The following is a 23,581-nucleotide window of genomic DNA, read 5'->3' as shown; positions in this document are numbered from 1 at the left end:
GCAAAGTAAGTATTATTTATGTTAAGATGAAAATTTCGTTATTAACAGGTTTTAATAATGGTTTAAATGCTTTAGCATTCATATTAAAGTGCGAAGATATTAAATCATTGCAAAAGTTAATTAATGTTAAATTCGTTTATATAAAACTGTTTTTTTTTAATAAGCTATAAAAATCCTGATATTTGCCCGCGCGTTAAATCCATACTTATATTAAATGCAATACAAAAAAATCAATAACCTTTTAGGCTGGCTTTGCTTTGTTATAGCTTCTGTTACCTACATTTTAACTTTAGAGCCATCCGTAAGTTTTTGGGATTGCGGTGAATTTATTTCATGTGCTTACCGTTTGCAGGTGGCCCATCAGCCCGGCTATCCGGTATTTGCTATGCTGGGCAAATTGTTTTCGTTGTTATCATTTGGCGATAATACCAAAGTGCCATATTTTACTAATTTAGGCTCAGCTGTTGCCAGTGGAGCTACTATCATGTTCCTTTTCTGGACAATAACAGCGCTGGCAAAAAAAATGCTGCTTAATAAACGCGATGATGTTGTAGAGCAATCAAACCTGATATTGATTATGGGGGCAGGCCTTGTTGGCGCGCTTGCATTTACTTATACCGATACCTTTTGGTTTTCAGCCGTAGAAACTATCGTATTCGCTTTATCTTCATTATGTACCGCAATTGTATTTTGGGCCATATTAAAATGGGATGCTCATGCCGATGAGCAGGGTGCCGATAAATGGCTGGTTTTTATAGCGTACGTTATAGGTTTATCAATCGGTATCCACCTGCTGAACCTATTAACCATCCCGGCAATTGCCATGGTTTACTTTTTCCGAAGGAGCAAAAATATTACTGTTAAAAATGGTGTCCTGGCATTTTTGGCAGGTATTGTAATACTCGGCTTAGTGCAATACGGCATCAGGGGATACACTATTAAGTTTGCTGCCTATTTTGACCTTTTCTTCGTAAACTCACTTGGAATGGGCTTCGGTGTTGGGGCTTTCTTCTTTTTATTAGTGATCATTGCCGCATTGGTATTTGGCATATTGTACAGTATCCGCGCTAAGAAGCCTATACTTAACCTTGCTTTACTATGTGTAGCATTTATCTATTTTGGTTACGGATCTTTTGCTTATATCCCAATCAGGGCTACTGCAAATACCAATCTTAACAACTCGCACCCTGATAATGCTTTTACGCTTTACGGATATCTAAACCGTATTCAATATGGTGAAACACCTTTATTGAGCGGGCCATATTATGATGCTACTGTAACTGATCAAAAAGAAGGCAGTATCATTTACCGTAAGGGAAAAACTAAGTATGAAAATGCAGGCCGTAAAATTGAAACCGAATATAGCCACACTACATTTTTGCCACGTATGTACAGTACAGAAGGGCAGGATGTGCAGTTTTACAAAGACTGGTTACGCATACCTGACGGGCAAGCCCCAACCTTTGTAGACAACATGAAATGGATGTTTAGCTGGCAAATGTACCAGATGTACTGGCGTTATTTTTTCTGGAATTTTGTAGGTCGTTACAGTGATGCTGACGGGCAAACAAGTACAGAAAATATAGATGGTAACTGGACTACCGGTATTTTTGATGGAAGCAGGCATTTACCTAAATCCGTTACCAATGCCACAACCTACACACCTTTATATGCTCTACCCTTAATAATAGGTTTAATTGGCGGTTTTTATCATCTTAACCGCAAAAAGAAGGATGCATTAATAGTTTTGCTACTATTCTTTTTTACAGGTTTAGCAATCGTATTATATGTAAATCAGCCTTCGGTACAACCAAGGGAGCGGGATTATTCTTATGTTGGTTCATTTTATGCTTTTGCTATATGGATTGGTATTGGCGTTATAGCAATAGCCGAATTTGCCCGTAAATATATTAATGCTAACACCGCCGCCATTGGTTCAACTGTTATTTGTTTATTGCTTGCCCCTGTATTGCTGGCAAGTAAAGAGTGGAAAGATCATGACCGCTCTACCAAATGGACAGCACATGATATGGCATATAACTATTTGATTTCATGCCCGCCAAATGCTATTTTATTTACGTATGGCGATAATGATACCTATTCATTATGGTATGATCAGGAGGTTGAAGGTATAAGGCCGGATGTACGTATTGTGAATTTGAGCCTTTTCACCGGCGATTGGTATATCCGCCAAATGCAAGGAAAAATGAATCAATCGGCTCCGCTGCCTATTACGATGCCTTATGACAAGTATAAGGAAGGGGTGAGGGATGTAATATATTATAACGATCAGAAAATAGCCGGACCTGTTGAGGTGAAGGAAGTATTTGATTTTATATCATCAGATGATAAAGCCACCCAGGTACAATACCAAAGCGGTGATTATGGCAATTATCTGCCAACTAAAAACTTTAAGATCACTATAAACCCTGAAGAAGTAATAAAGAACAAAGTGATCACTCCTGATCAGGCAGGCAAGCTTACCAAGGCTATGGAGTGGAAATATACTTCAAACTATGTTACCAAGGATAACCTGGCTATGCTTGATATATTGGCTCATAACCATTGGGAGCGTCCAATTTGTTTTACAACAACTATCGGTAATGATAATTTAATCGGTTTGCAACCATATCTGTACAAAGAAGGATTTACTTACCGTTTAATTCCGTTTGAAAAGGATACTACCAAACGCGATCAGTTGGGTAAAGCCAACACTATGGTGATGTATGATAACGTGATGAACAAATTTAAGTTCGGTAATTTTAAAAATGCCCGTTATCTTGATCATGAATCAACATCAATGTTTTACCCGGTAATGACCTCTACTTTTATTGACCTGGCTCAAAACCTGATGCAGGATGGTCATAACGACCTTGCATTAAAAGTTTTGCATAAATATGATCAGGAAATGCCTGATATTACTCCATACATCGATGTGGCTGGCCGTAAACTGTTTTTAGCTCAACTGGCATTTCAATTAAATGATGTGGTAATGGGCAAAAAGCTGGTGAAAAGCATTGATGATTATGTTATTGATCAACTGGATTATAACTATCATTTGCTAAGTTCAGGTGCAAGCAATGTAAACATGCGCGATGTACAGATCAGTATGCAATTACTAAATGGAATATCTGATTTTAGTAAAGAAAGCAAACAAACAGCTATCACTAATCAGGTAGACGCACAATTGAAAGACTACATGAAAAAATTCGCTCCAGTGTTGGGAGGCGGGCAATAATAACTAATATTGTTCCGTAATAAACAAAGCCACTTCAGTAAACGAGGTGGCTTTGTTGTAAATTGGATTTCTTTAAACGTTTAAATAATAGTTATAGGTTTACCTAACCGTGTAGCTATAATTCAAAATTTTTAAAATAAATTTGACTACTTTAACCCTAAAAAGCCATCATGAAATTTCAACAGTTATTAGAGGAGGTGAAACTGTATGTTACTGCATATTTTGAAACCCATCATGACTCAGAATTAATATATCATAATCTTAAGCACACCAAAGATGTAGTTGCCGCTGCCACGCAGATAGCTAACCATTACCAATTATCTGACGAAGACTTTTTTATAGTGATAGCAGCAGCCTGGTTTCACGATACCGGCTACTTTGCTGATAAAATGCATCACGAAGCAAAAAGCGTTGAAGTGGCAACTCATGAATTAAAGCAACTACAAGTAGATGCTGCTGTGATTGATAAGGTTAACGGCTGCATCATGGCTACCCGTATGCCTCAGGAACCAGCTAATTTGTTAGAACAGATTTTGTGTGATGCCGACCTGTTTCACTTAGGTACAGATGATTTTCGTGATAAAAGTAAGCTCATGCGTAAAGAGATGGAGGCATGCAAGCATCAGGAAATTGATAAGGATTCGTGGCGGAAGGGCAATATTGAGTTTTTAGAAAGCCATCAATACTATACTGATTATGTGCGTTTATTGCTCAATGATCAAAAGACGAAAAACCTCGAAAGGTTAAAAGACAAAGATTCTGAAGTAAAAGAAAAAACTGAAGAAATGAATACGATTGAAGTTGCTAAACCTTATCATGAAGAAACTGACCCAGCTAAGGAAGATCATGATCATCATGACAAAAAGCATAAAAACGATAAGCCGGAAAGAGGTATTGAAACCATGTTTCGTATAAGTTCCTCTAACCATCAGCGGTTGAGCGATATGGCCGATAACAAGGCTCATATCATGATCACGGTAAACTCCATTATTTTATCAGCAATAATCAGTTTGGTTTTACGCAAGCTGGATGAGCATTCCAATCTATTGATACCCACATTTTTGCTGTTGGCTGTTAGTTTAACAACCATGATATTTTCAATTCTATCAACTCGGCCGTCTATCCCATCAGGACAGTTTACGCATGATGATATTGAGAAGAGAACGGTGAATCTGCTCTTTTTCGGTAATTTTTATCGCATGTCGCTTAATGACTACAGCGAAGGCATGTTAAAAATGATGGATGATAAGGATTTTTTATACGGCAGCCTTATTCGTGACAACTATTCACAAGGTGTTGTTTTGGGCAAAAAATATAGACTTCTCAGAATTTCATATAACGTATTTATGTTCGGGCTTATCATTTCAGTGTTAGCATTTATTATTTCATCATTACTGTAAACACATCTAAGCCCATTTTCTAAATAAAATATCTGTTTTATGGATCATTACTCATTTTTTGACAGGGACCTAAGCTGGCTGCTATTCAATGAACGTATTTTAATGGAAGCTGAAAGGGAGGATGTACCTGTGATGGAAAGGGTGAATTTTCTATCGATATACTCTTCTAACCTTGATGAGTTTTATCGGGTACGTATGCCGGTTATATTAGCCCTTAATAAATTGGCTAAAGGCGGAAAACAAGAAAAGGAAGACGTTTTATTAGAAGCCCAGTCGCTTATTGAAAAACAGCAGCAAAAATTCGGGCAAATATTTACAAGCAAGCTTATTCCGTTGTTAAAGGAAAATAAAGTTACTTTACTGTTTAATGAACAGCCTCCAAATGAGATCCAAAGCAAAATAACCGATTATTTTTTTAGCCAGGTTATGGCGTTTTTACAGCCAATTGATCTGTCTGAAACCGGGAAGAATTTTTTTCCTGAAAATAACAGGCTATATTTTTTGGTAAGTTTAACGCTGAAGGATAATAGCAAAAAAACAATACTCCTCAATATCCCGTCAAATCAGTTACCGCGTTTTTACAGCGTATCAAGTGATGATCAGCAATTCATATTATTCCTTGATGATATTATAAGGCATAACCTGCACAGATTATTTATCAATGAAAAAGTGACTGGTTGTTATAGCTTTAAGATAACACGAGATGCCGAACTTGATCTAAAAGATGAATATCATGGCGATTTATCTGAACAAATAGAAAAACAGCTTTTAAAACGTGATATGGGCATGGCAACCCGGTTTTTACACCAGCCCAACATACCGTTGCACACACTACATTTCATTACAGAAAAATTGAGTTTGCAAGGTTCAAGTGTTGTTGAAGGAGGTATGTACCACAACCTGAAGGATTTGATGGGTTTACCGGTTAGCTTACCTGGTTTACGCTACAGCAGGTGGCAACCTCTTACGAACGATCAATTAATTGATGCTCCATCATTGTTTGAATATATTGCTCAGAAAGACTGTATTTTTCATACTCCTTACCAATCGTATAATAGCATACTACGTTTTTTTAATGAGGCAGCCATTGATGCCAATGTTCAGGAGATATCAGTTACTTTATATCGTGTAGCAAGTGATTCACGTATTGTGAATGCCTTGATCGGAGCGGCACTTAGTGGTAAAAAGGTAAAGGTAATGGTTGAGCTGAAGGCCCGTTTTGATGAAGCTAATAACATTAAGTGGGCTAAAAAAATGAAGGCTGCCGGAGTAGAGATCATATATAGTGATAAAGCATTAAAGGTACACGCTAAAGTAGCGTTGGTTAAAAGGCTGGTTGACGGCCGGATAAAATACGCCGGATTACTGGCTACTGGGAATTTTAATGAGAGTACCGCAGCTTTTTATACAGATCATATATTAATGACCGCCAACCCATTTCTCGTTAGGGAAATGGAACTGTTATTTGTATTTCTTGCCAAGAAGGCAAAAACATCTGCAGGTTACCCTATCGAGTTTAAACATTTGCTGGTTGCCCAGTTTAATCTTAAGGATCGATTTTTAGAATTGATAGATCGTGAAATTGAAAATGTTAAAAAAGGTCTATCTGCAGGTATCACCATTAAGCTTAACAACCTTGAAGAGCGTGTGTTAATATCTAAATTGTACGAAGCATCGCAGGCAGGTGTTAAAATATTACTTATTGTACGCAGCATATGTTGTATTATTCCTGGTGTAAAGGGAATGAGTGAAAACATTACCATACATCGCATTGTTGATCGTTATCTGGAACATGGACGTATATTTATTTTTAATAATAATGATACTCCTGAAGTTTTTCTGGGTTCGGCAGATTGGATGAACCGTAATATTTACCGTCGTATTGAAGTTTGTTTTCCGATCTATGATCAGCATATTAAAACTGAAATACTAAAAATCATTGATCTACAGCTAAACGACAATGTACAGGCGGTGGGTTTAAATGAAAATCTGCAAAACGTTATTTTGGAGAAACACGAACCGCTGATACAATCCCAACAGGAGATATATCATTTTTTGAAACAGGAGATATATGACCGGGTTTAAAATTAATAAAGTTATGCGTAAAATCATTTCACCAATAATTGTGATGCTTGTTGTGGTAGGGGTGCTTTTAGGTATATCATGTAAAAATAATTCTGAGGTTATTGATAGCCCTAAGGGGTACGACCTGAGTAAACCCGTAAAGTATAACATGCATATTAATTTAACCGAAATTTCGGGAATTGCGTTTCGTCATGGCAAAAATGATTCATTATATGCCGAAGAAGATGAAGATGGAAAAGTATATTATTTAAAGTTAGGGGATAAAAAGGTAAGTGAAAGCAGGTTTGCAAAATCTGGTGATTATGAAGATATAGCCATTTGTAATGACTATGTTATTATGCTAAAAAGCGACGGAACTTTATTTACCTTTCTATATAACAAATTGCGCAATAAAGATATTCCCGGAGTGAATAAAATAAAAAATGTTTTACCCACAGGGGAATACGAGGGGATGTATGCCGATGAAAAGACCAACCGGATTTATGTACTGTGCAAACAATGTGATGATGATAAAAAAAAACGGGTAAGTGGGTATATATTACAATTGCAAGCAAATGGCACAGTAAAGCAGGCGGGGGGCTTTGGTATTGATGTAAAAGCCATTGAACAACAGGCAGGCAAAAAGATAGGGCCTTTCCGTCCGTCGGCACTTGCCAAAAATACAAATACCAATGAGTGGTATATTCTTTCATCGGTAAATAAACTATTGGTGATTACCGATGCAAATTGGATTGTTAAAACCACATACCCATTAAAACCATCATTGTTTTTACAGCCGGAAGGCATTGCTTTTGATAATCAGCATAATCTTTATATATCAAACGAAGGCGATTTAGTTAGTGCAGGTAATGTATTAAAGTTTAATTATATCAAATAACAGGATGGTTAAAGGCAAATATATTTTCCTGCTATTTTCAATACTTTTTATCCTGCTCTGTTCTCATAGCAGTTTTGCCCAAAATCTCGATGTTAAAATTTTAAAAGCTATTAACCCAAGGCACCCAACATCATTGTATTGGCGCAATACCAGCAATTCTGCTTACTATGCCATTGGTGCGGCATCTTTTGGTACATTAATTTATGGGGTTATCAGCAATGATAAAATTGCCCAGCATAATGCAACAGAAACCTTTATCTCGGTAGGTGCAAGCGTATTGGTAACGCACCTGATAAAAACAGGAATAAACCGCACCCGTCCTGCAGACAGGTATCCTGATGAAATTTTTGTGAATGACCCTACTCATAATTTGTCATTCCCATCAGGCCATACGAGTTTGGCATTTGCAACGGCAACAACATTATCTATGCAGTATAAAAAATGGTACGTTACTGTACCGGCTTATGTGTGGGCATCTTCAGTAGGTTACTCGCGGATGTATTTAGGAAAACATTACCCTACTGATGTATTGGCAGGTGCCGCAGTTGGTATTGGCACAGCTTATGCTGGGCGCTGGTTTAACCGCCAATTGTTTAAGCAACATTATCAAAAGATGAAAAAATATGATTAGAAAACTACCTGGTTAGTTTAAATAATATAAACCTAATTTTAGTGCTATGGTTTTGATAATAAGGGCGATATCTTTTTAATTACAAATCCATTACTTACAAATGCAGATGATAGTTATAACTTTGAAAAGTGAAATTATTTGCAGAAAAATTATAGGTAAATGAACCTTTTCATAGTAACCTTATTGGGCAGAAATCTACATTTAACCACGCTGAAGAAGGATTGTATCCTGATCTTTCAATAGTTTTCAGATTTAAAAAAGGATATTTTTTACAAGAGAAATGCATACAGAAGTTATAAATATAAATAAAGATGATTGTTTTTTGTGTCAGGTAGATACATGCTTGTCTTTCAATCCATTTGTGGAGCATTTGAAGGAGCGGGTGCAAACTGAAAAAACACTTAAAACAGAATTTTATAAGTATGTATTAGACAAATTTGAAAAGGATACTTGTATCGATCTGAGTTTACTTCCCGAAAATGCAGAGAAATACCGGGAAATGCTTGAGCTGATATACAGTATACTTACACCGCCAATCTTAAATGAAAAAGAGTTCTTTTGGGCATTAAGCACACCGGTACCTGAGAAAATATTTTTCAGTACAGAGGCGTTTTTTAATTTTCATTCCAGCCACCATTCTGGTTTGCACGCTGTAAATGTGAGCCAGGGCGAATTGTTTAGTCAGAGGCAAAAAAGGTTTATTTACAATTTAATTTTAGAGCGTCTTTATGGTTTTTCAACCGTTTTGAAAAACGAGTTGCTATTTTCATACGTTGATCCTGAAACAAGCCTTTCACGTTTTTATAGTATTCAAACTAATGCGCAATTCATTAACATCAAGTTAAAGGGTGACCTGCCGGCATTAAACTTTGAAACAATAGAGCCGTATCTGAATGATTATGAAGGTATTGATAAATTGGAAGAAGTGTTGCCGCTTTCAAATTTTAAGTTTGAAGGTTTTTCTGTTATAACATTAACTGATATAACGCTTCCCCACGCTCTTGAAAATATCCGTAACGAATTAGTTAATCATTCCAATAATGAAAAAGCTCAATATCGTTTAATAATTGAATCGCTCAAAACACTGTCGGAAAATCCGGCCATAGAATTTGGTTTACTGCCTTTTTTAACTATAAACAATAAACTGATATTTGATACTGATGAGTGTTCACAAAGTGTGTTAATCACATCAGCCAAGGAGTTTAGTTTAGCTGAGGAAACCTTTTATGCTATAACTGATGATTATCAGCTAAACCCTAAACCTGTTTTCTTCAGGTCTCTTACTGACGAAAAAGTATCAAAACACCCATTTCTGAATATATTAAGACAAGCAGGGATAAAATCATACGGAATATTCCCGGTATACTTTAATAAAAAGATGGCCGGTATCATGGAAGTTTACTCTTATGAAGAGATCTTGTTTTATGAAAAATTGCTGTCAAAGCTCCAGGTAGCTATTCCATTAATAGCCCAGTTGTTACAAAACAGTATAGATCAGTTTGCCTCGCGTATTGAAAAAGTGATCAAAAACAAGTTTACTTCTTTACAGCCATCTGTACAGTGGAAATTTAATGAGGTAGCCTGGAATTACTTAAAGAAAGGGAACAGAAAACAAAAAAACCGGGAAATAGAAACCGTAGTTTTTGATGATGTGTATCCACTTTTTGGGGCTATTGATATACGAAATTCTACTATTGAGCGTAACTCGGCTTTGCAGGAAGACTTGAAATCTCTGCTCACCATTATTATGGAAACTTTAACCATATTAAAAAAGCATATCCATCTTACGCTTACAGACCGACTGATATACAAATGTGAGGAGTGGCTCGAAAAGGTTAACGGTTTCATCACCACCAATGACGAGCTGATGCTGGAGAGTTTCTTGCAGGAAGAGGTTAACCCATTTCTTAATCATTTCAGGCAAAACTATCCCGATGATAAGGAAACCATCGACAGGTATTTTGATTCATTAGGGGAAGAGAGCGGGTTGTCGTACGTAAATCGTCGTAACCTTGAAAACTCCATGCAGCTGATCAATAACTCTATAAATCATTATCTGGAACAGGCACAGGAAGAGGTTCAAAATTCATTTCCGTGTTACTTTGAAAAATTCAGGACAGATGGTGTTGAGTATGATATTTACATTGGGCAGTCCATCTCTCCCGAAAAGGTATTTGATGTTTTGTATCTGAAAAATATCCGCTTGTGGCAGGTTAAATCAATGGCCGAGATTGCAAGGCTAACCAATAGCTTAACCGGCCAGCTTTCCCGGCCATTGCAAACCACCCAGCTTATATTTATACACTCGAATGCTATTGATATCAGCTTCAGGAATGATGAACGACGTTTTGATGTGGAAGGAGCTTACAACATCAGGTACGAAGTTGTAAAAAAACGTATTGATAAAGTTTTGATTGCAGGCACCGTTGAGCGCTTAACACAACCAGGTAAAATAGCTATGGTATACTTTAATCAAACGGAAGCCGCCGAATACCAGGAATACATTAAATACTTGCAGGAAGAAAAAATACTGAACGATGACCTTGAAGTTCTTGAATTGGAAGAATTGCAGGGAGTTACCGGTTTAAAAGCTTTAAGAGTTGGTGTTAATTACGAAATAGCTTTATAAAAATCAAACTATTTTTGTAATATGCGTTATACAACCACTGTATAACTAAAACCTTAAAATGGCCCCTGCTAAAAAACGGCTTAAGTTAGTATTTTTGCTTTTAGTGAGTATTCTGCTATCGAGCTCATTAAAATTAAATGCCCAGGTTTTAGGGGATAGCAATAAACTGGCTATAGAGCCCGGTTATAATAATGCAAGTAAAACACACCGCTTTTTTCTTGGCGAAAATTATCGTAAATTATGGGCTACTCCCATAAAATTAAAAGTATTTCATATTTCCACAGAAAAGGGCGGACTGAAAATTTTGCAAAGGGGTGGAGGTAAACAAACCAAATCATTGCGTTTGCAAGATTCCACAGGGCAGCAATGGGTATTAAGAACAATCCAAAAATACCCCGAGAATGGTTTGCCTGCCGATCTGCGGCCAACAGTAGCTAAAGATATTTTGCAGGATCAGGTTTCTGCTGCCCATCCATTTTCGGCTTTAACTGTACCTCCATTAGCTCAGGCATTAGGTATTCCACACTCCAACCCTCAAATAGTTTATATACCAGATGATGCTGCTTTGGGCAATTTCAGGAAAGATTTTGCCAATCAGGTATTTCTATTTGAGGAACGAGAGCCTTTAGATGTCGATAAAACTGATAATACAGAAAAAGTGCAGCGAAAACTACAGGATGATAATGATAATCGTGTTGATGAAAAAACGGTTTTGAGAGCTCGCCTGTTGGATATGCTTCTGGGAGATTGGGACAGACATGAAGATCAATGGCGTTGGGAAAAGATAGATGGCAAGCACGAAACCATTTATGAACCTGTACCGCGCGATCGCGATCAGGTGTATTATAAAACATCTGGCGTACTGCCATGGATAGTAGCTCACCAATGGCTGAAATCAAAATTTCAAGGCTATAGTAATGAGATAAGGGATATAAATGGCTGGAATTTTAATGCCCGGTATTTTGACCGCTATTTTTTAAATCAGTTAAGTGAGGATGACTGGAAAGAACAGATAGCTTACGTAAAATCTAAACTAACTGATCAGTTGATCATTCAGGCGGTGAAGCAGATGCCTGATACCATCTTTAAACTCTCCGGTAAAGAAATCATTAATAAAATGATAGCTCGCAGAAATATACTCTCAAAGCAAGCTTTAGAATATTATCGTTTCATATCGCGCGAGGTAGAGATACCGGCAAGTGATAAAACCGATAAGTTTACCATTAGTAATGAAGCAGGTGGTGATTTATCGGTAACTGTTAATAAGATCAAGAAAGATGGCAGCATAGATAAAGTGACTTATCAACGAACTTTTAAACCTGATGTTACTAAAGAAGTAAGATTATACGGTTTTGCGGGAGAAGATGTGTTTTCAGTTACAGGTGATGAATCCTCACCCATAAAAGTACGAATGGTAGGCGGAGACGGCATAGATAGTTTTTATGTAGATAGCAAACTGCATAATAAACGCAACTTATATGTGTATGACCGGTCTGATCAGCAAAATAAATTACCTCTTTCATCTCAGGCTAAAATTAAAACATCAACAGATACTACTGTTAATGATTACAATAAAACCAGTTACAAATTTGACAGATTTGAGCCAATTGTGCTGGCTAATTACAGCAATGACATCGGTATACTACTTATTGGCGGGTTCTCCTATGAGAAACATGGCTTCCGTAAAGAGCCATATGCCTTTCGGCAGGAATTTTTGACCAACTACTCTCTCGAGCGAAAATCATTGCTGTTTACATATGTAGCCGAATGGAAAAAGCTGATCGGTAATAACGACTTTGGGATCAATATTTTGTCAAGAGGGCCTAATAACCTGAGCAATTTTTTTGGTATAGGCAATAATACTGTTTTTGAGAACCAGAATGATCATAAAATATCGTACTACCGTAACCGCTACGATTATGTTACAGGCGATGTTTCTTTACACCATACCTACGGCAACTGGCGCATAAGCGGAGGATTAGCAGGTCAGTTTTATAATAGCCAGGCAACAAACAATACCAAACGCTTTTTGAATGACTACAATCAGATAAATCCTGATGAAAGTGTTTTTGGCACTAAAACTTACATAGGTGTACTTACCAGTGCCAAGTACGATACGCGTAATAAGGGCACACTGCCAACAAAAGGCGTTTATTGGAACACAAGTATCAGCGGTTATACTGGCGGAGGCTCGGGCACACACAATACGTACGGACAAATACTATCGGAGTTTAGCTTTTATGTGAATCCCGACAGAGATTCAGTATTGATAATTGCCAATCGAACCGGGGTAGGCACTACTGTTGGTGATGCTGCTTATTTTCAGTTAATGAAACTCGGTGGTGCACAAAACTTCAGGGGCTTTCACACTAACAGGTTCACGGGTAAAACTATTGCTTACAATAATCTCGAGTTGCGCCTAAAGGTGCTTGATTTTAGTTCATACCTTTTGCCTGGATCTCTCGGGATTATTGGTTTCAATGATATTGGAAGAGTATGGGTACCCGGTGAATCATCCAACCAATGGCACGATGGCTATGGCGGAGGTATTTACCTGATACCCGCACAATTAGTGCTTATTGAAGGAGTGGTGGGGTTCTCAAAAGAAGGTGCTTTGCCTTATATATCAGTAGGTTTCAGATTTTAATTAGAGCAATAAAATATCTATCTGATGTGCATGAACCATATTTACTACCGGCGACCATGCAAAAACTGTAAAACGGCCATCCTGTGAAGCTACCAATGCAATGGCATCCTTTTGATCAAATACAAATTGAGCGGCCGATAAATGTCGCGTGCCACCGTTTTGAGCTGGATGGATTATTTTAGTTGAGCAGCCAACCACAGGTTCGGTAACAATGATCTCTTCAACCCTTACGCTTTTTGATGAACGGCCAATTTTTGCTCCAAAGGCCAATAATTCGTGTTTATCATTAATAACTGTTGCACCATCAATAGAGGTTAATCCTCCAATGGTATCCACGGCCCGGCGTAATTTTTCCTGCCACGAGGTATGATATTTTTCAATACCCTCATGTATCATCAGATCTGTAAGGCCAGAAAAAGCTGGAGATACAGGGTATGATATTGGTGTGATGATAGACTCCATCCAATCGTCGTTACCAGATGGTACAACCAGCAAAATACCACCACGCCTGTGAGCCTGCATAGATGCAGCAAGCTGAACAAGTACATTTACCGGGTCATTCCACGATGAAGGTAGCGTAAAGTCAAGCATGGATGTCAATATAGTAGGGCAATCTGATAGTGTTGATCCTTGCTCATCCACTACTTTTATATCATCACCTTTTAAAATGGCGATATTTACAAACTTGCCAAAGCCATCCACCCGGCGGTGTTTAATCACCAATAATCCAGGCTCAATAACTTCCAAAACAAAACAATAGGCGGGGATGGCCAGTGTGGTTCCCCAAACATAAAGTTCCCCATCTTCAACCCAAACACCAAGGTGAATACCCGGCTGTTGAACAGCCGATGCAAATTTTGTAAGTATGTTAGGTGCTAACGCTATCTTATGTCCAAATAACAGAGGCTGTCCGGCACTTTCAGGGGGTAAAAAAGCCAAAGTAAATTTGGGCGAATATCCTTCCTCACGGCGAAGGCTGGCCCAAAAAGCAATATCAATTATATTTTCAATGGTTGCAATATCAGGAGTAGGGGCAGCAAGATCGTCTTTGGAGGCTACAACTACCTTTGAATGGAAGTGTTTAAAATGCCTTTCAATTGACGGTGCCACAACCCGGGCAGCTTTATAAGTAGGTTCAGAAATAGTGCTGCTGGTTTTCATTTTATAATCAGATATTGATATGTAACCAAAAATAATGCTAATTACCTGTTAGCACAAGCAAATAGCTCAAAATTGCAATTGACGGATAATTAGGCTTAGATTAGACTACAGGACAAGCATACAATTGAATTATCCATACTTTTGCACTTTTTAAATATTATTATGGATATGCTTACAGCCCCGGGTAAATTAAGATTACGAATTGCCTGCGGGGTATTCTTTTTTATTTCAGGATTCGGTTATTCATCTTGGGCTTCGCGCATTCCATCTATACAGCAACAACTACATTTAAATGAAGGTCAATTAGGAGCAGTATTGTTTGCTTTACCCATTGGTTTGATATTGACAATACCTATCACATCTAAAATGTTAAAACATTTCAGCAGCAGGAGTATTATGCTGGTTGGCGCAATTGCCTTTAATGTTTTACTATGCGTGCCCGGTTTTACTGCTTATGTTTGGCAATTGGTGGTATTGCTATTCTTTTTTGGTTCGGCACGTAACATATTTAATTTATCCGTTAATGCGCAGGCGGTGAGTATTCAGTCGTTTTATGATAAATCAATTATGGTTACTTTTCACGGTATCTGGAGTTTAGCTGGTTTTGCAGGGGCAGCCGTAGGTAATCTGATGGTATCGTTTAATGTGGCCCCATCATATCACTTATTATTTGTTGGCGTTTGTATGATCATCATGACTTTGATCTTTTATCCGCACGCTTACTATGAAAAGCCGGTCGCAAAATCAGGAAAATCGGTCTTTTCATTGCCGGATAAACATCTTGTTAAATTTTCACTTATCTGCTTTGCATCAATGGCTTGTGAAAACACCATGTATGATTGGAGTGGTATCTATTTTCAAAAAGTATTACATGCCTCAAAACCGGCAGCTACGGCAGCATTTGTAATTTACATGGTGGCCATGACCATAGGGCGCTTCACCGGCGACAGGCTTGTTGCTTCGGCCGGAATAAAAAAAGTACTAAACTTTAGTGGCATACTGATCCTGGTCGGGCTATTGTTTTCTGTATTGTTACCTAATAACTATGTGGTTTATTTGGGGTATGCTTTGGTGGGTATGGGAGTATCATGCGTTGTGCCATTGGTTTTCAGTATGGCGGGTAAATCACAAAACATGAATACAGGTCAGGCGTTAGCGGCCATATCTACTGTGGGGTATCTCGGTTTTTTAATAATTCCGCCAGCGGTAGGGTTTATTGCGCAAGCAGCAGGTTTGCGTTGGGCTTTTGGTATTGTAGCTGCATTTGGCGCTCTAATTATTACCATGGTTTCAAAGATAAAAGATTCGGAAACCAAGGCATCTTTGCAAAATGCATAATTATTTATTGGTCGCTTTCTAAGTGAACAATAACCAATCATGAATTTGTAAAATTGATAACCTGTGTTTCTGGCAAGCAACAAAAGCTATCGATTTAATTTATAATTGCATCTGATTAATGGCTTTACTTTATACAAGCCTCAATTTTAATTCAAATATAAAAAGATGAACACCACCATAAACGAAACCGATGCACTATCCTTTTTAGACACTGCTATCAAAGTAGCTACCTCTAACTGGGAATTACAAAATACCAGATTAAACGCATTACTGGATAAATTAATAGATGAGCAGTTATCAGCAGCTACGGCTCCTGGCCGTAATAGCGGTGTTTATCTGTTAGGTCACCTTACAGCGGTGAGTGATGGTATGTTTACCTATCTTGAACTTGGCGATCGCCTTTACCCGGAACTGGATAATATATTTCTTCGTAACCCAGAAACTGCCAATCTGGATAAACCTTCTATTGTTGAACTGAAAACTGCCTGGAACAAAGTAAACACGACGCTTAAACAACAGATGGACAAATTAGTGCCTGCCGATTGGTTTACTAAACACAGTGCAATTTCTGTTGAGGATTTTGAAAAAGAACCTTATAGAAATAAGCTTAACATTCTAATAAGCAGAACTATACATCAAGGTTATCATTTAGGTCAATTAGTTTATTTACTCGAGAAAGCATCAGTTTAAACACATTTTACCTGACATTCAGATGAAATGAATTTGACAAACCGATGGTAAATAAAATCTGTAACGTTTATACTTTTGCTTAACGCTGTTAAATAATTTAATCACGTAAAAAAAGTGGCAAGTAAAGAGAGAATTCAACGCTTAAAGGATGAAACCAGAATGAATATTCTGGATGCATCGCTCCACATTGTAAAAGAGGAGGGATGGCAATCTTTAAGCATGCGGAAAATTGCCGATGTAATTGAATATACTGCTCCTATCATATACGAATACTTTTCAAATAAGGAAGCTATACTGCTTGAACTTACCAGAAGAGGTTACCTGATCCTATCAAGAGATCTGCAAATAGCAAAAAGTCAGCATGACCTACCCGCTGCACAGTTAGAGGCTATGTGGCTGGCTTATTGGAATTTCGCCTTTGATAATAAAGAGCTGTATCAATTAATGTTCGGTGTGGAGATGAACTGTTGCTGCGATCTGGTAGAAACATTGCCTGAATCTCAGAGTCCATTTGCACAGTTTAGCGAGGTTATAGTTGACTTAATGAATATAGAGAACCCATCAAAAGATATGATATGCTTAAAGTATTATACTTTTTGGTCTGTGGTTCATGGTTTGATCTCTATTAACATTCTTAGAAGAGGGTATTCTGATGAGATGAATCGCCAGGTATTAAGAGAAGCTATTGGTAACATTATCAAATCGATTGAAAAAGCCTGATTTTTTAGAGGCTTGTAATAACAGTGTTAAATTATTTAACACTGTTAAATAAAAAAGTTTAAACATCTACTTATATAATTCAACAAACAATGGACATTAACTTTTACCTATTACTTATTGGCAGTGTGAAGCAAATTAACACTGCTCAATCAAAACGATCGCAGCGATGTACTTAGCTGCGTTGAATTAAAATTATGAACTATAAGAACATAACTCAATCAACATATATCTACCCGGCTCAGGCCTATTAAAATCCCTATCATTTATCATCATCAAAAAAGTAATCATCATGAAAAGTATCATTTTAGCGCTCGTCGCACTTACATTATACAGTTGTTCTTCAGCGCCACAGGCGCCTCAGGCACCACCGCCTCCATCGTTGCCGGTAGCTGCTATTACCTCTGCTACACAAACTACTTACCAGGAATATCCTGCATCAATTGAGGGTACTGTTAACGTAGAAATACGCCCACAGGTAAGCGGAACTTTAGATAAAGTATTTGTTGACGAAGGCGCTTTTGTAAACGCCGGTCAGCCAATATTCAAAATTAACGAACAACCTTTCCGCGCATCATTAAATAACGCACTGGCTGCTTTGCACGCTGCCGAAGCTTCACAAGTTAATGCACAGCTTGAGGTTGAAAAACTGACACCGCTTGTACAAAATAAAGTAGTATCTGAGTATCAGTTAAAAACAGCTAAAGCAGCTTTCCAGGTAGCAACAGCAAATATCGAATCAGCTAAAGCTAACGTATCTACCGCGCAGATTAATTTAGGCTATACCCTGATTAAGGCGCCTGTAAGCGGCTACATTGGTCGTTTAGAAAGAAAACAAGGTAGCTTAGTTGGCCCGCAGGATGCTGCTGCACTTACCCAATTATCAGATGTACATGACGTACACGTTTATTTCTCTTTGGGTGAAAAGGACTTTGTAAATTTTAAAGAACAATATCCTGGTCAAACCTTAACTGAAAAATTAAAACAACTGCCATCGGTATCATTATTACTGGCTGATGGAACTGAATATACTAAACAAGGCAAAATAGATGTAATAGACGGCCAGTTTGATAAAAACACAGGTGCCATAACCGTAAGAGCAACTTTTGTTAACCCACAAGGTTTGTTACGTTCTGGTAACACAGGTAAGGTTCGTTTGAGCCTTGAGCATAAAGATGCTTTGATCGTACCTGAATCTGCTACTGTTGAAATGCAGGATAAGGTATTCGTATTCACTGTAGGCGACAGCAGCAAGGTTAAAAAACAAGCCATCAGCATTGTTGGTAAAAACGGCGACAATTACCTGGTTAAAGACGGCGTGAAAGTTGGCGACCAGATTGTATTAAGCGGCATTGATAAGTTACAGGAAGGTATGGTTATCCATCCTGAAAAGGCAGCAGATAAAGTAGCCGCCGTAGCAAAAAACTAATACATCAACTTAAACTTTAAAGTCATGTTTCAAAAATTTATAGAAAGACCGGTATTATCAACTGTTATCTCCATATTATTGGTGATAGTTGGTATACTTGGTTTAACAAAACTGCCCTTAGAGCGGTTCCCAAATATCGCCCCTCCGTCGGTATTGGTTTCTGCTGTATATCCGGGCGCTAATGCCGAGACTATTTTACGTTCAGTGACTCCGTCATTGGAAGAGGCTATCAATGGTGTGGAGAATATGACCTACATGACCTCCACAGCCAGTAATGATGGTACTTTGGGTATCACTGTTTACTTTAAACAAGGTACAAACCCCGATCAGGCAGCGGTGAATGTTCAAAATCGTGTTTCACAGGCTTCAAGCCAGTTACCCGCCGAAGTTTTACAATATGGTATCACAACTACCAAACAGCAAAACAGTTTTATTGGCGCTATGGGTATCTATTCTGAAGATCCTAAAAAATACGATGCCATCTTTGTAAATAACTATGCCCAGATCAATATTATTCCAGAAATCAAACGTATTTCGGGTGTAGGTTCTGCCAGTGTATTTGGTGGTATTAAGGATTACTCGATGCGTGTTTGGTTAAATCCAAGTCAATTAGCAGCTTATAAAATTACCCCAGCCGAAGTAACAGCAGCCATACAGGATAAAAACCTTGAAGCAGCACCAGGCAGATTTGGTGAAAGAAGCAATGAGGCATTTGAATATGTAATTAAATACAAAGGTAAACTTACAACACCTGAAGAGTACCAGAATATTGCTATCCGTGCAAATGCAGATGGCTCTGTACTTCGTTTAAAAGATGTAGCACGTGTTGAATTAGGTGCTTATAGCTATAGTAGCGTAAACCGTTTAAATGGTCATGAGGGTATTACCATAGGTATTATACAATTGGCTGGTTCAAACGCTAACGAAATCCAGATCAACATTGATAAACTGATGGAAAAACTATCAAAAGATTTTCCTGCAGGTATCAAATACAATCAGTTTTATCGTACCAAAACCGACTTAGACGAGTCAATTGAACAAGTTGAGCACACCCTGGTAGAAGCATTTATCCTGGTATTTATTGTAGTATTTATATTCCTGCAAGATTTCAGGTCAACTCTTATTCCGGCCATAGCGGTTCCGGTAGCTATTATAGGTACTTTCTTCTTCATGAGCCTGTTTGGGTTCTCGGTTAACCTTTTGACATTGTTTGCCCTCGTATTAGCCATCGGTATTGTGGTGGATGATGCGATTGTGGTTGTGGAGGCTGTGCATGCTAAAATGGAGCATAATCCAGGCCTTACCCCAAAAGCTGCAACTACAGAAGCTATGCATGAAATTACCGGTGCAATTATATCTATTACACTGGTTATGGCGGCGGTATTTTTACCTGTTAGTTTCATGACGGGTTCAACAGGTATATTCTACAGGCAGTTTGCATTAACTATGTCTATAGCAATCATTATATCAGCTGTTAACGCGTTAACCTTAAGTCCCGCCCTTGCTGCATTATTCCTTAAGAATAAACACGCCGATGGTGATCATGATAAACCAAAGCAAGGTTTCGTAGAAAAATTCTATGCAGGTTTTAACGGTGGTTTTAACTACATGACCAACAGGTATGTTGGTGGCTTAAAATTCCTGATCCGTAATAAATGGGTTAGTATGGGTGGCCTTGCATTAATAATTGCTGCCACTATATTCATGGTTAATAGAACAAAGACTGGTTTCATCCCTACAGAGGATCAGGGCTTTGTGGCAATCGCGGTTTCAACACCATCCGGAACTTCATTAGCCAATACCAATAAAATATTAAAACAAGCTGAGAAAGAGCTGAATGCCATGCCATCAGCAAGGTTTGTTATGTCGTTGGCTGGCTTTAACTTCTTAACACTATCTAACAGTCCATCAGCAGGTCAAATTTTTCTGTTGTTAAAACCTAATAAAGATAGAGGAGCAGTTAAGAATATTGATGAAATTCAAAATATCATAAGAGGTAAATTAGGCGCAATATCAAGCGGTACTTTCTTCGTATTTAGTTTTCCAACAGTTCCGGGCTTTAGTAACGTGGAAGCATTGGATGTACAGTTACAAGATAAAACCAACGGCAGGTTGGATAAATTCAGCGGTATTGCCAACAACTTCATCGGTAAGCTAATGCAGAAACCGGCTATTGCTTTTGCATTCACATCCTATAAAGCAGATTATCCTCAATTACAATTAGAAGTTGATGATGAAAAAGCCAACCAATTAGGTGTAAGTGTGAAGGACATTCTGTCAACCATGCAGGCTTACTTTGGTACTGCACAGGCATCTGACTTTAACCGTTTTGGTAAATACTATCGTGTGGTAGTTCAGGCTGATATTGCTGACAGAACGGATGTGTCAACAATTGACCGTGTGTTTGTAAAAAACAAAGCCGGTGAAACTGTACCTATCAATACGCTGGTTAAACTAACTCGTGTTTATGGTTCAGAAACAGCTTCACGTTATAACCTGTTTAATTCTATTGAAGTAAACGCTATCCCTAAACCAGGTTACAGTTCAGGTGATGCTATTAAGGCTATTGAAGAAACAGCAAAAGAGCAATTGCCTACTGGTTTTGGTTATGAGTTTTCTGGCCAAACTCGCGAGGAAATTTCCTCAGGCGGACAATCGGCAGTTATATTTATGCTTTGTTTGATCTTTGTATACTTCTTATTATCAGCTCAGTATGAAAGTTATATTCTGCCATTGGCTGTAATACTTTCAATACCTACAGGTATATTTGGTGTGTTTATAGTACTGGGCTTAACTGGTATAGAAAACAACATCTATGTACAGGTTGCGTTGATCATGCTTATTGGTCTGTTGGCTAAAAATGCCATTCTGATCGTGGAATTTGCGGTACAAAAACGCAAAGCTGGCTTAAGCTTATTCGATTCAGCTATAGAAGCTGCCCGATTAAGGATAAGGCCGATTGTGATGACCTCACTGGCGTTCGTATTCGGTTTATTCCCGATGAGTATTGCTACAGGGCCGTCTGCACAAGGTAACCACTCTATAAGTGTTGGTGCAGCAGGTGGTATGGTGTCAGGTGTAATACTTGGTTTGTTCATCATTCCGGTTCTGTTTGTGATATTTCAATATCTACAGGAAAAAGTTACAGGTGCACCTAAAGTTCCTGCCTCAACTGGTGATCATAACTCAGATGTACACAACGCTGACTTAGAACTGGCAAAAAATTAATCAGGCATAGCATTAATAATCATAAGAAATAAAATGAAACGATATATAAATCCATATTCTGTTTTGATACTGCTGGCAGTTTTTATAAGTGCCTGTAAAGTATCAAAGGATGTGGCTACACCTAAACCCGAGTTACCTGTAGCATTCAGGAACTCGGCTACTACTGCCGATAGCAGCAGCATTGCTGATGTACAGTGGAAAAACTTTTTTACCGATGCTACTTTGCAAAAGCTAATAGATAGTGCCATTGCACGTAACTATGATATGCAAATAGCTATTAAAAACATTGAAGCGTCACAGCTACTGTTTAAACAGGTAAAATGGAACTATGTACCGGAACTGAATCTGAACGTAACGGCTAATACCAATCGTCCGTCAGATAATAGCGTTACCGGATTAAGCTTAACCCAATATAATATTGGTACTAAGCATATTGAAGATTACAACGCAAACCTTGGTTTAACCTGGGAGGCTGATATCTGGGGCAAGATCCGTAACCAGAGCCGTTCGGCATTGGCACAGTATCTGCAAACTAATGAAGCTAAAAAGGCTATTCAAACCAACTTAGTTGCAGGCGTATCTCAAGGTTATTATAACCTGCTGATGCTTGACGCTCAGTTAGAAATTGCTCAGAAAAATGTAAAACTGAATGATAGCACGTTGCGTATTATTCGTTTACAGTTTGATGCTGGTCAGGTTACTCAGCTGGCTGTACAACAAGCCGAAGCTCAGCAACTATCTGCTGCCCAATTGGTGCCAGGCTTTGAACGTGATATTGCCATTCAGGAAAACGCTATCAAGATTTTAACCGGTGCATTACCTGATAAAGTTGAGCGTACTGCCCGTTTAGATGAAGTTACCATTCCTGAAAATCTTTCAGCAGGTGTACCATCAGCAATTGTAAGCCGCAGACCGGATGTAAAAACCGCTGAGCTTGCTTTAAATGTGGCAAATGCCAATGTTGGTATAGCACAGGCTAATATGTATCCCTCATTAACCATTACAGCTAATGGTGGTTTAAATACATTCAGAGCAAGTAATTGGTTTACCGTTCCTGCATCATTATTTGGTACAGTAGCAGGGGCTATAACACAGCCATTATTGCAACACAGGCAATTAAAAACACAGTACAAGGTAGCTTTGGTTGACCGTGAAAAAACAGTATTGCAATTCAGGCAATCAGTTTTAAATGCTGTGGGCGAAGTATCTGATGCTCTTGTACGTATAGAAAAGCTAAAAACACAACAGACTATTATTGCTAACCGTGTAAGCACCCTGGAAAAAGCAACCAATAATGCTAACTTATTATTTAGCAATGGTCAGGCTACTTACCTGGAAGTAATTACTGCGCAAAGCAACGTACTGCAAAGCGAACTTGATTTGGCAACCGTTAAAAATGCTCGTTTAAACGCCATGTCAGATCTGTACCGTTCATTGGGCGGTGGCTGGAAATAAGCAACAACTCCATCATATATAATCAAAGCGGTCTCGTGAAAATTGGGCCGCTTTTT

The 23,581-nt window shown here is 38.2% G+C and carries 14 protein-coding genes; 13 read left to right on the top strand and 1 reads right to left on the bottom strand.

What is annotated here, in order from left to right; all coding sequences use genetic code 11:
- Positions 1 to 214 precede the first annotated feature (214 nt).
- From QWZ01_RS07110 to QWZ01_RS07080, 7 genes are all read left to right on the top strand, one after another.
- On the top strand, positions 215 to 3,238 hold the full coding sequence (locus QWZ01_RS07110) for a DUF2723 domain-containing protein (RefSeq protein ID WP_290322604.1): 3,024 nt from the start codon (positions 215 to 217) through the stop codon (positions 3,236 to 3,238).
- A gap of 170 nt (positions 3,239 to 3,408) precedes the next feature.
- On the top strand, positions 3,409 to 4,638 hold the full coding sequence (locus QWZ01_RS07105) for a Pycsar system effector family protein (RefSeq protein ID WP_290322603.1): 1,230 nt from the start codon (positions 3,409 to 3,411) through the stop codon (positions 4,636 to 4,638).
- 39 nt (positions 4,639 to 4,677) lie between these two features.
- On the top strand, positions 4,678 to 6,723 hold the full coding sequence (ppk1, locus tag QWZ01_RS07100; RefSeq protein WP_290322602.1) for a polyphosphate kinase 1: 2,046 nt from the start codon (positions 4,678 to 4,680) through the stop codon (positions 6,721 to 6,723).
- A gap of 13 nt (positions 6,724 to 6,736) precedes the next feature.
- A complete protein-coding gene (locus QWZ01_RS07095) occupies positions 6,737 to 7,600 on the top strand; it encodes an SdiA-regulated domain-containing protein (protein ID WP_290322601.1) in 864 nt (287 codons plus the stop codon).
- 4 nt (positions 7,601 to 7,604) lie between these two features.
- The gene (locus QWZ01_RS07090; RefSeq protein WP_290322600.1) at positions 7,605 to 8,231 is read left to right on the top strand and encodes a phosphatase PAP2 family protein; all 627 of its coding nucleotides are present in this window, start codon (positions 7,605 to 7,607) and stop codon (positions 8,229 to 8,231) included.
- A 343-nt stretch (positions 8,232 to 8,574) separates the two neighbouring features.
- Entirely contained in the window at positions 8,575 to 10,860 is a 2,286-nt protein-coding gene (locus tag QWZ01_RS07085) for a GAF domain-containing protein (protein WP_290322599.1), read from the top strand.
- Between the two features lie 58 nt (positions 10,861 to 10,918).
- Positions 10,919 to 13,507 (top strand): BamA/TamA family outer membrane protein, encoded by a 2,589-nt coding sequence (locus QWZ01_RS07080; RefSeq protein WP_290322598.1) that lies wholly within the window; start codon positions 10,919 to 10,921, stop codon positions 13,505 to 13,507.
- Here QWZ01_RS07080 and QWZ01_RS07075 read toward each other — a convergent pair whose 3' ends face one another.
- A complete protein-coding gene (locus QWZ01_RS07075) occupies positions 13,508 to 14,668 on the bottom strand; it encodes a putative sensor domain DACNV-containing protein (RefSeq protein WP_290322597.1) in 1,161 nt (386 codons plus the stop codon).
- Positions 14,669 to 14,830: 162 nt separating this feature from the next.
- On the opposite strand from QWZ01_RS07075, the gene QWZ01_RS07070 reads away from it, so the two are divergent.
- The 6 genes from QWZ01_RS07070 to QWZ01_RS07045 all read left to right on the top strand — a co-directional run bounded on the left by QWZ01_RS07070 (position 14,831) and on the right by QWZ01_RS07045 (position 23,525).
- Complete coding sequence (locus tag QWZ01_RS07070; protein WP_290322596.1) at positions 14,831 to 16,006, top strand: MFS transporter; 1,176 nt, start codon at positions 14,831 to 14,833, stop codon at positions 16,004 to 16,006.
- Positions 16,007 to 16,171: 165 nt separating this feature from the next.
- On the top strand, positions 16,172 to 16,696 hold the full coding sequence (locus tag QWZ01_RS07065; protein WP_290322595.1) for a DinB family protein: 525 nt from the start codon (positions 16,172 to 16,174) through the stop codon (positions 16,694 to 16,696).
- Between the two features lie 159 nt (positions 16,697 to 16,855).
- Positions 16,856 to 17,416: a TetR/AcrR family transcriptional regulator gene (locus QWZ01_RS07060; protein ID WP_353959389.1), complete on the top strand. Its 561-nt coding sequence runs from the start codon at positions 16,856 to 16,858 to the stop codon at positions 17,414 to 17,416.
- 289 nt (positions 17,417 to 17,705) lie between these two features.
- A complete protein-coding gene (locus QWZ01_RS07055) occupies positions 17,706 to 18,842 on the top strand; it encodes an efflux RND transporter periplasmic adaptor subunit (RefSeq protein ID WP_290322593.1) in 1,137 nt (378 codons plus the stop codon).
- A gap of 24 nt (positions 18,843 to 18,866) precedes the next feature.
- Positions 18,867 to 22,070, top strand: a complete 3,204-nt coding sequence (locus tag QWZ01_RS07050) for an efflux RND transporter permease subunit (RefSeq protein ID WP_290322592.1) — start codon at positions 18,867 to 18,869, stop codon at positions 22,068 to 22,070.
- A gap of 33 nt (positions 22,071 to 22,103) precedes the next feature.
- A complete protein-coding gene (locus QWZ01_RS07045; protein ID WP_290322591.1) occupies positions 22,104 to 23,525 on the top strand; it encodes a TolC family protein in 1,422 nt (473 codons plus the stop codon).
- Positions 23,526 to 23,581: the final 56 nt, after the last annotated feature.

Origin of the sequence: Mucilaginibacter aquaedulcis (assembly GCF_030409325.1) — a bacterium.
Lineage (GTDB): Bacteria > Bacteroidota > Bacteroidia > Sphingobacteriales > Sphingobacteriaceae > Mucilaginibacter > Mucilaginibacter aquaedulcis.
Note: the sequence above shows the minus strand (reverse complement) of the source record. Positions and strands in the feature narration are given on the sequence as shown.